Raw genomic sequence first — 12,968 nt, 5'->3', positions numbered from 1 at the left:
AGGGGACGGATGCGGAGCCAAGGGGCCCCGCATCCGCGATGCGTCGGATTACTCCGTCGGCAGGTGCGACGGGGTGTACTGGTCGCTCGGATCGTTCTGGGTCAGATCGCAGCCGACATCGCCCAGCCAGTAGGGCTTGATGTCATCCCATTTCTTCGGGAACTCGATCGAGTGATCTTCGAGCACATGGGCCAGATAGATCGTGTGCGAGGTGTGCTGGCTTTTCGGATCGATGCACATCTCGCCCTCGGGCGCGTCGTAGCACAGGTTGCCATCGGCGAGCGTGGCGCGGACGTCTTCCAGAGCGGTGGAGCCGCCGGCTTTCTCGACCATCTCCTTGTAGAGATAGACCGCCGCGTAGGAGTTCTCGGCTTCCTGGTTGATGTAGGGCTCATCGGGGAACATCGCGTGGAACTTCTCGACGAAGGCCTTGCTTTCCGGCGTGTCGATTTCCTCGACATAGTTCACCGTCGCATACATGTCCTTCAGGCTTGGGGGCGTGAAGCGCTTATGCTCGTAGCCCTGACCCACGTTCACGGACGACGCCATCGGCAGGTCGACATTCGCCGAACCGGCCTGCTCGTAATAGGACGACTGCGCCGTGCCCACCAGCAGCGTCACCACGAAGTCGGGCTTGGCGGCCTGAATGTTCTGGATGGTCTGCGAGAACTGCGACACGCCGAGCGGGATGAACTCTTCGCCCACCATCTCGCCGCCATTGTCCTTGACGATGTTGCGCACCCATTCGGCCGAGATCTGACCGAAGTTGTAGTCGGCGGCGATGGTGTAGACGTTCTTGCCGTACTTCTCCATCATGTAGGGGATCAGCGTGGAGAACTGCTGCTCCGGCACCGCGCCGGTGACGATCATGTTCGCGTCGCAGACGCCGCCTTCATACTGGTTGTTGTAGAAGGCCAGCCCGTCGAACTGGTTGACGATCGGGCGATAGGCTTCACGCGAGGCCGAGGAGAAGCCCGCGAAGACCACGTCCACCTTGTCGCGCTGCAGCACGCGGCGCATGAATTCCTGATAGCGCGTGTTGTCCGACTGGGTGTCGTAGGTCACCAGCTCGATCGGACGACCGGCGATGCCGCCCGCGTCGTTGATTTCCTTGGTGGCCAGCTGGATGCCATGCACCTTGCCGATGGTCGCGAGGGCGAAGTCCCCCGACTGGTCTTCGAGCACACCGATTTTGATCGGCTCGGCGTCCTGAGCCATCACGGGCCCTGCAAAAGACAATAGGGTAGCGAGCACCGAAGCGGTGCTGATCAGTTTCCTGGTCATTTTCAACTCCTTGTTGAGGTTTTTCCGGGTGCCTTGCTGGGCTAGCGCGCCTGACACCTCTTTTTCGTTTCACCGCGATCGAGATCGCTGTCCGGGTTTGCCAGCATCAGGGACTCGCAGTGGTCCTCGACGCTGACGCGCGCGCGCATGCTCTCCTTTCTCAGAAGGTCATATGCGGCATCTTCGTTAAGCCCGCGCTGGCGCATGAGCGCAGCGACAGCCTTGATGACGTAAATCCGTTTGCGGCGGCGTTCGCCCATATCGTCGAGGCTCGCCTTGAGGCCGTCGATTTGCTCGAACGCGTTCACGCCCAGATAGAGAGCGGAATAGACGGCGCCGCTATGGATCGGTTTTTGCAGGAAGGACGCGGCCCCGAGCTGGAGCATCGCCTTGAGACGGCTCGGCGCTTCCGTGCCTACCAGCCCCACCGTCGGACACGGCGCATGCTGGGGCGACAGATTGTAACTCTCGGGCCAGGCCTGCGGCAGGTTCAGGTCGCCGTCGATGATGACGAGGTCGGCCTCCGGGCTCAGGTCTTCGGGCAGTTCGAAAACCTGGCGCGGCGAGACGGGACGGGTATCCGGCTCCAGCCCCAGCCGACGCAATGTCGTTTCGAGAATGCCCAGCGAGCGGCCCTCGGTGGTAAAGATGACGGCCCTGCGGCCGCGGAAGTTTTGCGCGATCCGGGGTGTCTTCATTGAACCACCCTCACGTTCCTGCGCCGCTCCGCCGGCTCGAAGGTCGTCGTTGAGGACACGAGATACGGGTCGGCCGCGATGGGTTCGGGCGCTTCGAGCAGGATGTCGAACTCGAAATCCGCGCGCGACAGCCCGATGCGGGGCGTGAGCGCGGCATGGTAGGTTTCAGGGTCGATCGTGACCCGGCCTTGCGGCGCATCGAAAACCTGACCTGCAGCCGCTTCGAGAACCGCCCCCACCGACGCGGTGCCCGCATCGGCGATGGATTTCGCGAGCATATGAATGGCGACATAAGCGGCTTCGGCTTCGGCGGAAACGACAGGTCCCTCGGGGAAGGCTTTGCCATAGGCCTCGACGAAGCGCTTGTTGCGCTCACCCGCGAGGGACGAGAAATAGACGCTGGAACTGATCTGTCCATCCGCCCCGACCGGGCCGATCGCGCGAAGCTCGGGCTCCGAGAGGTTACAGCTCGCGATCGGGAAGCGTGTGGTCTGCTCGATGCCGCGCGCCTCGCAGGTCTCCCGGAAGGCGCGGAAGAACGCGTAAGAGGACTCGCCGATCAGCGCGTTGAACACGAAGTCAGGCTTGGTCTCGAGGATCTCCTCGATGATGGCGGCCATATCGGTCTCGCCGACCGGCAGATACCGCTCCGCCACCACTTCGCCGCGGCGCCGCTGAAGTTCCTCGCGCATCACCCGGTTGCTTTCCCAGCCCCAGATATAGTTCGAGCCGATGCAATAGGCGCGACGACCGAAGCGGGCACAGAGGAAATCGATGAGCGGCGACATGTGATGGTTCGGCGCCGCACCGGTGTAGATGACGTTGGTCGAGCTCTCGAAGCCTTCGTAATGGGTCGGATACCACAGCAGCCCGTCATGCTTCTCGAAGAGCGGGATCACTTCCTTGCGGCTCGACGAGGTGTAGCAGCCGCAGATATGGCGGATGCCGCGATCGAACATGCTCTGAACCGCCGGCGCGTATTTATGCAGATCACTCTCGGGGTCGATATGGACGGGATGGAACGTGACCGCCGCGCTCGGATCCGCATTGATCTCGTCGCAGGCAAGCTGCGCGCCGTTGAGCTGCGTATGCGCGACTCTACCGTATGCGCCGGTGGTCGAGAAAAGCAGGCCGATCTGTAGGTCGAGACGAGTCATTTTCGATCTTCCAACGACAAAAACCCCCAGAAGCAGAAACTGCTTTGGAGGCGGAATTGCCGACATATCTGAGGGTTCAACGCGCCATGACGAGCACATTTGCTCGGCGCTTACCTCAAGCTAGGGAATCGATCACGAAGGTGTCAATAGACATGTTACTTCGCCGTGGCCGCCCCCCTCTCATGCCCACATATGCACGTTATTGAAGCTGTTCCGAAAGCAGACTGCCCGCAAATTGAGCGCAACCCGGATGCAAAAGGGGCTCGCCTTCCCTGAAGCTGTGATGTCCGGAGAATGAGCCGTCCCCCTTAGGGCGGAGGCTTTGCCGACGTGCGACGGGATCGCTCTTGGGCATGGAAGCGATGCGCTGGCGGAGGAGGTGGGATTCGAACCCACGGTAGGCTTTCACCTACGTCGGTTTTCAAGACCGGTGCATTAAACCACTCTGCCACTCCTCCGACCGGCTTCGCTTAGACCGCTTCACGCGATTCTGAAAGTCTTGCGCGCCGTTTTCCGCGCGTGGGCGTTGGGGCAGCTTTTCACGGGCTCTGCAAATCGCTAGGATCGCGCGTAACGCATGGCGCAAGCGGTGCAGACGCGCAGGCAAGAGGCGGGCAAACCGCGCGAAAAGGGGCACAGGATGACTGAGCAGGATAAGATGACGCGCAAGCGGGTGACGGGCTTTGCCCTGATGCTGGGCGCGGGGATCGCGCTGGCAGGCTGTCAGGAAAGCGGTGGCTCCCCGTTCGGGATGTTCAAGAAGAAGCCAGCGGACGAGACCGCAAGCCCCGGCGACGCCGAAACCGTCACCGAAAACGGCCAGAAGATGATCGAGCGCGACGTCGAAGCGCCGCAGGTCTTCTCGGTCGACGAAAAGGGCCTCTGGGACGGGCGTCCCTCGCTGGGCGGCGTCTGGGTCGCGCATCCGAACGTGAAAGACCCCGAGCGGGTGATCATCCGCAACCCGTCGAACGGCAAATTCGTGATCGGGGCGCTGTTCAAGCGCGAGACCGACAATCCCGGGCCGAAACTGCAGGTCAGCTCGGATGCGGCCGATGCGCTGGGGCTGCTGGCGGGCGCGCCGACCGAGCTCTCCGTCGTGGCGCTGCGCCGCGAGACGGTTCCGGTCAAGGAAGACAAGCCCGCGCCGCTCGTCGACAAGCCGGTGATCGCGGCCCCTGAAGAGGTGGAGCAGAAGTCGCTCGACGAGGTGACATCGACCGCGGCGGCCGGCATCGCCAAGGCCCAAGGCACGCCGAAGCCCGCAGCGAAACCAGTCAAGCCCGCAATCGGTGCGGCCCCTGCCCCGGCGCCCGCCCCCGCAGCCCCGTTAGCTGCAGCAACTCCGCAGCCGAGCACGCCGAAAATGAGCACCGGCGCAGGCTATATCCAGATCGGCATCTTCTCCGTCGAGGCGAATGCGAAACGCGCCCAGAGCCAGATGGCCAAGGCGGGCGTCATCGCCGAGATCAAGAAGGAACAGAGCCACTCCAAGACCTTCTGGCGCGTGATCGCGGGCCCTGCGCCCACGAAATCCGACCTCGACGCGCTCAAGACCAAAATTCACGGACTGGGCTATCCTGACGCCTACCCCGTCTCGAAATAGGACTACGCAGAAGATATGACCTTCATTCGCCTGATCGCCGCCACGCTTGCAGCCTGCCTGTTCGCCCTGCCCGCCGCCGCCTTCGACACCAAGGCCCATGCGGCTTGGGTCTATGACCTCTCGACCAAGACCGTCCTGATGGCGAAGAACGCGGATATCCCGCTGCCTCCGGCGTCCATGTCGAAGCTGATGACGCTCGATCTGCTATTCGAGGCGCTGGAAGACGGCCGGGTCACGATGGACACGACCTTCCCGGTCTCGGAGCACGCGCAGTCGATGGGCGGCTCGACGATGTTCCTCAATACGACCGACCGCCCCACCGTGCGCGATCTGATCCAGGGCATCATCATCAACTCGGGCAACGACGCCTGCGTCGTGGTGGCCGAGGGGCTGGCGGGCTCGGAGTCCTCCTTCGCCGACCTGATGACCGAGCGCGCGCATGAGCTGGGCATGAAGAACTCGATGTTCGCCAACTCGAACGGCTGGCCCGACCCCGGCCAGCGCATGTCGGTCCATGATCTCGGCATCGTCGCGAGCCGGATCATCACCCATTTCCCGCAATATTATCACTTCTTCAGCGAGACCCACTTCAACTACAAGGATCGCGCCCCGGCCAATGCCGAGAACCGCAATCCTCTGCTCGACATTCGCGCCGCCGACTGGAAGGCCGATGGCATGAAGACCGGCCACACGCAGGAAGCGGGCTACGGCCTCGTGGGCTCCGCCGTGATGGGCGAGCGCCGCATCGTCTTCGTGCTGGCAGGCATGCCTTCCGAGCAGTCGCGCCGGTCGGAAGGCGAAGCGGTCGCGAACTGGGCCTTCCGTCAGTTCGTGATGAAGGACGTGGCGAAGGCAGGCACCCAGCTTGCCGAGGCGCCGGTCTGGCTGGGCGGCAAATCCACCGTCGGCCTTGCCCCGAAAACCGATCTGTCGCTGCTGGTCCCCGCAGGCGCGAAGGACAAGGTGACCGCCGAGGCCGTGTTCAAAGGCCCGCTGCAAGCTCCGATCAAGCAAGGTCAGGAAGTCGGCAAGCTGGTGATCACCGTGCCGGGCCTCGACAATGCCAACGAAGTGCCGCTCGTCGCCACCGAGGACGTCAAGAAAGGTGGCTTTGTCGTGCGCGTGAAAGCGGCGCTGGCGCGGCTGTCGGGCAAGGCGTTCGAGGCCGCGATGGAACGAGTGAACAGCTAAGCGCGCATGTTCATCAGCTTCGAGGGGATCGACGGATCGGGTAAATCCACACAGGCGCGGATGCTGGCCGAAACCCTGCGGGAAGCGGGGCGCGAGGTCATTCTAACGCGCGAACCCGGCGGCTCCCCGGGGGCCGAGGAAATCCGTCGTCTGGTGCTTGAGGGCGATCCGGACCGCTGGTCCGCAGAGACCGAGATCCTTCTGTTCACCGCCGCGCGCCGCGACCATCTGGAGCGCGTGATCGAACCGGCTCTTGCGGCTGGCAAGGTGGTGATCTGCGACCGTTTCGCGGATTCGACCCGGATGTATCAGGGCCTCTCGCGCGGCGATCTGCGCGCGGTGGTCGATCAGCTCCACGCCCTGATGATCGGGCGCGAACCGGACCTGACCGTGCTGATCGACATCGACCCGGCTGTGGGGCTGTCGCGCGCCAAGGGGCGGCAGGGCACCGAGGAGCGGTTCGAGGATTTCGGCGTCGGGCTGCAGGAAAAGATGCGCGCGGGGTTCCTGTCCTTAGCCGAGGAATTCGCACCCCGCTTCCGGGTAATCGACGGCACGCGCGAAGCCGATACGATTGCCGCCGATGTGCTGAGCGCCGTGCAGGCGGAACTGCAGAGCTAAGGGCAGCGCAAGACCCTCGGGTGGGCGCTTCGCTACGTTGGTGGCTTGGCGTTTTATCTCGAAAGCCCGGGAAAACCCGCGTGCCCGCGATGCCATTGCCAATGCGCCCTCCCGGTGGGAGGGTCGGGCGCGGCCCGGGGCTGGTCGCCCCGCGCCAACCGCCTTACGCAAAAACCCCGCTGGAAACCGCCCGCGCGCGCAACTAGAGTGCCGCCATGAGCCTCGCCGACCTTCCTGATCCGACCCTTGCGCCCGGTGCGCGACACCCGCGCGACACGCTGCGTCTCGTCGGTCAGACGCGGGCCGAGGAGGACTTCCTCGACGCGTTCAACATGGGACGGCTGCATCACGGCTGGCTGCTGACCGGGCCGCGCGGTGTGGGCAAGGCGACGCTCGCTTGGCGGATCACCCGCTTCCTGATGACCCAGCCGGAGGACGACGGGCCCGGCCTCTTCGGTGAACCGGAACAGCCCACTAGCCTCGATCCCGATCCGAACCACCCGGCGCTCAGCCGTATCCATGCCGGATCGGAGCCGGGCATTTTCGTGCTCAAGCGCGGCGCGAACGCCACCGAATCCGCGCTGTCGCAGGACATTCGCGTCGACGAGGTGCGCAAGCTGCGCTCCTTCCTGCATCTGTCTGCTGCCGAGGGCGGGCGGCGCGTTGTGATCATCGATGCCGCCGACGAGATGAATACCCAAGCGGCCAACGCGGTGCTGAAACTGCTCGAAGAGCCGCCGCCGCGCGTGACCTTCCTGCTGATCGCGCATCAGCCCGCGCGGCTCTTGCCGACGATCCGCTCGCGGTGTCGCGAATTGCGGCTGGGTACGCTCACGCCCGATCAGATGGAAGCCGCCATTGCCGCCGCCGAAGAGGAAGGCGAGCCGCCGGATCTCGACCACCACGCACTGGCCGCGCTGTCGGGCGGCTCCGTCGGCGCCGCGATCCGCCTGATCAATCAGGACGGCATGACGACCTATGCCAAGCTCGTCGATCTGATGGGCACCCTGCCCCGGCTCGACCGTCTGGGCGCGCTGGCGCTGGCCGAAAGCTGTGTCGGCAAGGCGAACGAGAACCGCTTCATCCTCGTCCTGAACCTGATCGACCTCTTCCTTTCGCGCGCCGCGCGCGCGGGCGTGATGGGCCCGGCGCATCCCGAAGCCGCGCCCGGCGAGGCACAGCTTCTCGCACGATTGTCGCCTGACGATCAGGCAGCGATGAAATGGGCTGCTCTCCATCAGAGCATGGGCGCGCGGGCAGCCCACGGCCGGGCGGTCAACCTTGACCCTGCCGCGCTCGTGATGGATATCGTCTTGGAGATCACAGCCGCCGCCTCCTGATGCGGCGCGAAAGGAGCCGATTTTGACCCTCCCGCCCGAGATCACAGACAGCCATTGCCATCTCGATTTCCCCGATTTCGACGGTGAGCGCGATGATATCATCGCACGCGCGAACGCCGCCGGAGTGACGCGGATGGTGACGATCTGCACCAAGCTGAAGAACGAGCCCTCCGTGCGTGCCATCGCCGAGGCGCATCGCGGCGTCTTCTACGCCGCGGGCACCCACCCGATGAGCGTCGCCGAAGAACCGATGGCCACTGTGGACGAGCTGGTAGCACTGGCCAAACACCCGAAATTCGTCGGCATCGGCGAGACCGGGCTCGACTATCACTACACCGCCGAGAGCGCCGAGGTGCAGAAAACCTCGTTGCGCCTGCATATCGAGGCCGCGCAGGAAACCGGCCTGCCGCTGATCATCCATTCGCGCGACGCCGATGAGGACATGGAAGCGATCCTGACCGAGGGTATGAAGGCCAAGCCCTATTCTTGCGTCATGCATTGCTATTCGTCGGGGCCGCGCCTCGCGCAGGTCTCGGTCGATCTGGGCTTCTATCTGTCGATGTCGGGCATCGCGACCTTCCCGAAAAGCCAGGAAGTGCGCGACATCTTCGCCGCTGCGCCGCTCGACCGGATCCTCGTCGAAACCGACAGCCCCTATCTCGCGCCGCCGCCCTATCGCGGCAAGCGTAACGAGCCCGCCTACACGGCGCACACCGCCAAGGTCGGCGCCGAAGTCTTCGGCCTGCCGCTCGAGGAATTCGCCGCAGCGACGCAGGCCAATTTCGACCGCCTGTTCTGGAAAGCCGCCGAGCATGGCGAGCGCGGGAGCATCGCTGCATGAGTCGGATGCGCTTCACGATCCTCGGCTGCGGCTCCTCGGGGGGCGTGCCGCGCATCGGCAACAATTGGGGCGACTGCGACCCGGCGAATCCGAAGAACCACCGGCTGCGCTGTTCGATGCTGGTCGAGCGGGTCGCCCAGTCGGGCACCACGCGGGTGCTGATCGACACCACGCCCGACATGCGCCAGCAGCTGCTGACCGCAGGCGTGGGCGAGCTGGATGCGGTGGTCTACACCCATAGCCATGCCGATCACGTCCACGGGCTCGACGATTTGCGCCAGATCGTCTTCAACATGCGCACCCGCCTGCCCGTCTGGGCCGATGCCGATACCGAGGCCGCGCTTCTGGACCGTTTCGCCTATGCCTTCGTCCAGCCCTCGGACAGCAATTACAAACCGATCTGCGAGCTGAAATCGATCCATCGCGAGCGGCCCTTCCAGATCACTGGCGCGGGCGGCTCGATCGAGTTTCAGCCCTTCCGCGTCGAGCATGGCAATATCGACGCGCTCGGCTTCCGGATCGGCGGGCTGGCCTATCTGCCGGACGTCTCGGACATTCCCGAAGAGGCATGGGCCTATCTCGAAGGCCTCGATTGCTGGGTGCTCGACGCGCTGCGCCGCACGCCGCACCCCACCCACGCGCATCTGGCCCGCGCGCTGGAATGGATCGAGCGTGCGCAGCCCGCAAGCGCGGTGCTCACCAACATGCATATCGACCTCGACCACGACACGGTCGCCGAGGAAACGCCGGATCACATTCGCCCTGCCCATGACGGGATGGTTCTGGATTTCGGTCTCTGATGAGCGTTCTGATCGACGTCATACTGCCGGTCTTTCTGGTGATCGGCTTCGGCTACGTCGTGGCTTGGCGCGGGTTGTTCTCCGAAGGCGCGATCGACGGGTTGATGCGGTTCGCGCAGAACTTCGCGGTGCCGGTGCTGCTGGCGCGCTCGATCGCCAATCTGGACCTGACGCAGAGCTATAACTGGGCGATGATGGCGTCCTTCTACGCGGGCGCGCTGATCTCTTTCGCGATCGGGATCACCGGTGCGCGCGCGATGGGGCGCAATGGCCCTGAGAGCGTCGCCATCGGCTTCGCCTGCCTGTTCTCGAATTCGCTGCTGCTGGGCGTCCCGATCACCGAGCGCGCCTATGGCACCGATGCGCTGTCGGGCAACTTCGCGATCATCTCGGTGCATTCGCCCTTCCTCTACACGATCGGCATCCTCGCGATGGAGATGGTGCGCTCGTCGGGCACCGGCACGTCGCTCGGGCGCGTCGGGCTCAACGCGCTGATCGGCGTGCTGCGGACCCCGCTGGTGATCGGCATCCTGACGGGCTTCGCGATCAAGATCCTCACCACGCTGACGGGCCAGCCCCTGCCCCATCCGCTGATGGAAGCGATGAACATGATGGCGCGCGCAGCGCTGCCTGCGGCCCTGTTCGGGCTGGGTGGCGTGCTCTATCGCTATCGCCCTGAAGGCGACGCGAAAGCGATCGCGATGGTCACGGGCCTGTCGCTGATGCTACATCCGGCGATCACCTATGGGCTCGCGCATTTCGCCTTCAAGGTGGACACGTCCGCGCTGCGTTCCGCCACGCTGACGGCGGCGATGGCGCCGGGGGTCAACGCCTATCTCTTCGCGAATATCTACGGGGTAGCGCGCAGAGTCGCGGCCTCGGCCGTGCTGATCGCGACGGCGCTGTCGATTCTGACGATCTGGGGCTGGCTCGCGATCCTGCCGTGAGGTTTAGGGGCTCTGCCCCCCGTCGCCGGAGGGCGACAAAACAAGGAAAAAAAGGGGCTCTGCCCCTCTGGCCTGCGGCCATTCACCCCGGGATATTTAGGGCAATTGGAAGAAGGGCAGCTTACGCCTTGCGGACACGGATCACCACGTCGACGCGGGTGATCTCGGCGCCTTCGGGCGCCTGCGGGATTGAGGCGAGCTTCAACTCCTCGGCCGGGGCATCCGACAAGCGGTTGTCGTCTTCCCAGAAGAAGTGCGGGTGATCGTCCATGCGCGTGTCGAAATAGCTGCGCGCGCCATCCACCGTTATCTCATGCATCAGCCCCGCGTCGCAGAACGCCTTGAGCGTGTTGTAGACGGTGGCGAGCGAGACCTTCTCGCCCGCATCGCAGGCGGCCGCGTAAAGGCTTTCGGCCGTGACATGACGATTTTCCCCATCGCCCACGAGCAATGTGGCCAGCGCCAGTCGCTGACGGGTGGGGCGCAGCCCGCCACGGCTCAGCCAGTCCTGCCCGCGGCGCTGTTCGGTCGAATTCGTCACAGCCATGTCATGTCTCCTCGGTACCTATATGAGACTTTTCCACTCAGGTTTCAATGCAACCGCGCAGAGGCGCGGCCTGTCACCGTCGCCCTTGCGCCACGCGGCCGCGCGGTGATAGAGGGATGCAAAAGCACGCCAAAACTGGGAAGGAGCGCCGATGGCTGGGTTTCCGACGAGCTTCGGGAAAGAAGATCTTCTGAAATGCGCACGTGGGGAGCTGTTTGGCCCCGGAAATGCGCAGCTTCCGGCGCCGCCGATGCTGATGATGGATCGCATCACCGACATCTCGGGCGATGGCGGCAAGCACGGCAAGGGCCATGTGGTCGCCGAGTTCGACATCACCCCCGACCTGTGGTTCTTCGAATGCCATTTCCCCGGCAATCCGATCATGCCGGGCTGCCTCGGCCTCGACGGGTTGTGGCAGCTGACCGGCTTCAATCTGGGCTGGCGTGGCTGGCAGGGTCGCGGCTATGCGCTCGGCGTGGGCGAGGTTAAGCTCACCGGCATGGTCCGCCCGGATCGCAAAATGCTGACCTACAAGGTCGATTTCACCAAGGCCGTTCAGACGCGTCGCCTGACAATGGGTGTCGCCGACGGGATCGTCGAGGCCGACGGTGACGTGATCTACGAGGTCAAGGACATGAAGGTCGCACTCTCCGAGAGCTGACCCCCATAGACAGACAAGACAGGAGGCCCGCATGCGCCGCGTCGTCATCACCGGTTTGGGCATCGTCTCGCCCATCGGCAACAATGCCGAAGAAGTCACCGCCAGCCTGAAGGCCGGCAAATCCGGCATCGTATTCGCCGAGGATTACGCCGAGCGCGGCTTCCGCAGCCAGGTCAAAGGCCAGCCGAAGATCACGCTCGAGGACCATATCGACAAGCGCAACCTGCGCTTCATGGGTCCGGGCGCGGCCTATAACTTCATCGCGATGGAGCAGGCTCTGGCCGATAGCGGTCTCGAAGAGAGCGACATCTCGAACCCGCGCAGCGGCCTGATCATGGGCTCGGGCGGTCCGTCCACCTCGAACTTCTTCGAGGCGCATCGCATCGTCATGGAGAAGGGCTCGCCCAAGCGGATGGGGCCGTTCATGGTCACCCGCTGCATGAGCTCGACGAACTCGGCCTGTCTGGCCACGCCGTTCAAGATCAAGGGCGTGAACTACTCGATCACCTCGGCCTGCTCGACCTCGGCGCATTGCATCGGCAACGGCAGCGAGCTGATCCAGATGGGCAAGCAGGACATCGTCTTCGCCGGCGGCGGCGAGGAGTTGGACTGGACGCTGAGCTGTCTGTTCGACGCGATGGGCGCGATGTCGTCGAAATATAACGACACGCCCGAGCTGGCCTCGCGCGCCTTCGACGCGACCCGCGACGGGTTCGTCATCGCGGGCGGCGGCGGTGTCGTCGTGCTGGAGGAACTCGAGCACGCCAAGGCGCGCGGCGCGAAAATCTACGCGGAAGTCACCGGCTACGGCGCGACCTCGGACGGCCACGACATGGTGGCGCCGTCGGGCGAAGGCGGCGAGCGGTCGATGAAGCTCGCGGTCGGCACCCTGCCCGAAGGCCGCAAGATTTCCTACATCAACGCGCATGGCACCTCGACCCCCGCAGGCGACGTGACCGAAGTGCAGGCCGTGCGCCGCGTCTTCGGCGAGGAAAACGTGCCGAAAATCTCCTCGACCAAATCGCTCACCGGGCACTCGCTCGGCGCGACCGGCGTGCATGAGGCGATCTATTCGCTGCTGATGATGGAAAACAATTTCATCACGGCCTCGGCCAACATCACCGAGCTCGACCCGGAGATCAAACCGGAAGAGATCGCGATGGAGCGGATCGACAATGTCGAGTTCGACTCGGTCCTGTCGAACAGCTTCGGCTTCGGCGGCACCAACGCGTCGCTCGTGATGAGCAAGTATAAAGACTAACGGCAAGAACGAAC

13 protein-coding genes and 1 tRNA gene are annotated in these 12,968 nt (G+C 64.2%); 9 read left to right on the top strand and 5 right to left on the bottom strand.

Annotated features, from left to right (window positions below):
• Positions 1–48: 48 nt before the first annotated feature.
• The 4 genes from F8R15_RS12595 to F8R15_RS12580 form a co-directional block, all read right to left on the bottom strand.
• Complete coding sequence (locus F8R15_RS12595; protein ID WP_078520575.1) at positions 49–1,284, bottom strand: urea ABC transporter substrate-binding protein; 1,236 nt, start codon at positions 1,282–1,284, stop codon at positions 49–51.
• Positions 1,285–1,325: 41 nt separating this feature from the next.
• On the bottom strand, positions 1,326–1,982 hold the full coding sequence (locus F8R15_RS12590) for an ANTAR domain-containing response regulator (RefSeq protein ID WP_078541795.1): 657 nt from the start codon (positions 1,980–1,982) through the stop codon (positions 1,326–1,328).
• On the bottom strand, positions 1,979–3,139 hold the full coding sequence (locus F8R15_RS12585; RefSeq protein ID WP_152844809.1) for a transporter substrate-binding domain-containing protein: 1,161 nt from the start codon (positions 3,137–3,139) through the stop codon (positions 1,979–1,981). Before F8R15_RS12585 ends, F8R15_RS12590 begins: the two co-directional genes overlap by 4 nt.
• 368 nt (positions 3,140–3,507) lie before the next feature.
• A tRNA-Ser gene (locus F8R15_RS12580) sits at positions 3,508–3,597 on the bottom strand.
• Between the two features lie 182 nt (positions 3,598–3,779).
• Between F8R15_RS12580 and F8R15_RS12575 the strand changes: the two genes are divergently transcribed.
• From F8R15_RS12575 to F8R15_RS12545, 7 genes are all read left to right on the top strand, one after another.
• Positions 3,780–4,745 (top strand): SPOR domain-containing protein, encoded by a 966-nt coding sequence (locus tag F8R15_RS12575; protein WP_253732566.1) that lies wholly within the window; start codon positions 3,780–3,782, stop codon positions 4,743–4,745.
• Between the two features lie 15 nt (positions 4,746–4,760).
• Positions 4,761–5,936, top strand: a complete 1,176-nt coding sequence (locus tag F8R15_RS12570) for a D-alanyl-D-alanine carboxypeptidase family protein (protein WP_152844808.1) — start codon at positions 4,761–4,763, stop codon at positions 5,934–5,936.
• A gap of 6 nt (positions 5,937–5,942) precedes the next feature.
• Positions 5,943–6,557, top strand: coding sequence for a dTMP kinase (gene tmk / locus F8R15_RS12565; RefSeq protein WP_152844807.1), 615 nt, complete (start codon positions 5,943–5,945; stop codon positions 6,555–6,557).
• A gap of 215 nt (positions 6,558–6,772) precedes the next feature.
• Entirely contained in the window at positions 6,773–7,897 is a 1,125-nt protein-coding gene (locus F8R15_RS12560; RefSeq protein ID WP_152844806.1) for a DNA polymerase III subunit delta', read from the top strand.
• 22 nt (positions 7,898–7,919) lie between these two features.
• On the top strand, positions 7,920–8,738 hold the full coding sequence (locus F8R15_RS12555; protein ID WP_152844805.1) for a TatD family hydrolase: 819 nt from the start codon (positions 7,920–7,922) through the stop codon (positions 8,736–8,738).
• Positions 8,735–9,538 carry an MBL fold metallo-hydrolase gene (locus F8R15_RS12550; RefSeq protein ID WP_078541825.1) on the top strand — a complete coding sequence of 268 codons (804 nt, stop codon included), beginning with the start codon at positions 8,735–8,737 and terminating at the stop codon, positions 9,536–9,538. Before F8R15_RS12555 ends, F8R15_RS12550 begins: the two co-directional genes overlap by 4 nt.
• Positions 9,538–10,485: an AEC family transporter gene (locus F8R15_RS12545; RefSeq protein WP_152844804.1), complete on the top strand. Its 948-nt coding sequence runs from the start codon at positions 9,538–9,540 to the stop codon at positions 10,483–10,485. Before F8R15_RS12550 ends, F8R15_RS12545 begins: the two co-directional genes overlap by 1 nt.
• A 121-nt stretch (positions 10,486–10,606) precedes the next feature.
• Here the strand turns inward: F8R15_RS12545 and irrA are convergent, their stop codons facing one another.
• Positions 10,607–11,032 (bottom strand): iron response transcriptional regulator IrrA, encoded by a 426-nt coding sequence (gene irrA / locus F8R15_RS12540; protein ID WP_078520235.1) that lies wholly within the window; start codon positions 11,030–11,032, stop codon positions 10,607–10,609.
• Between the two features lie 151 nt (positions 11,033–11,183).
• On the opposite strand from irrA, the gene fabA reads away from it, so the two are divergent.
• Together fabA and fabB are read left to right on the top strand one after the other, a co-directional pair.
• Complete coding sequence (gene fabA / locus F8R15_RS12535) at positions 11,184–11,693, top strand: bifunctional 3-hydroxydecanoyl-ACP dehydratase/trans-2-decenoyl-ACP isomerase (protein WP_075776914.1); 510 nt, start codon at positions 11,184–11,186, stop codon at positions 11,691–11,693.
• Between the two features lie 31 nt (positions 11,694–11,724).
• Positions 11,725–12,954, top strand: a complete 1,230-nt coding sequence (gene fabB, locus F8R15_RS12530) for a beta-ketoacyl-ACP synthase I (RefSeq protein ID WP_152844803.1) — start codon at positions 11,725–11,727, stop codon at positions 12,952–12,954.
• Positions 12,955–12,968: the final 14 nt, after the last annotated feature.

It is taken from the genome of Thioclava sp. JE_KL1, from assembly GCF_009296265.1.
Lineage (GTDB): Bacteria > Pseudomonadota > Alphaproteobacteria > Rhodobacterales > Rhodobacteraceae > Thioclava.
Note: the sequence above shows the minus strand (reverse complement) of the source record. Positions and strands in the feature narration are given on the sequence as shown.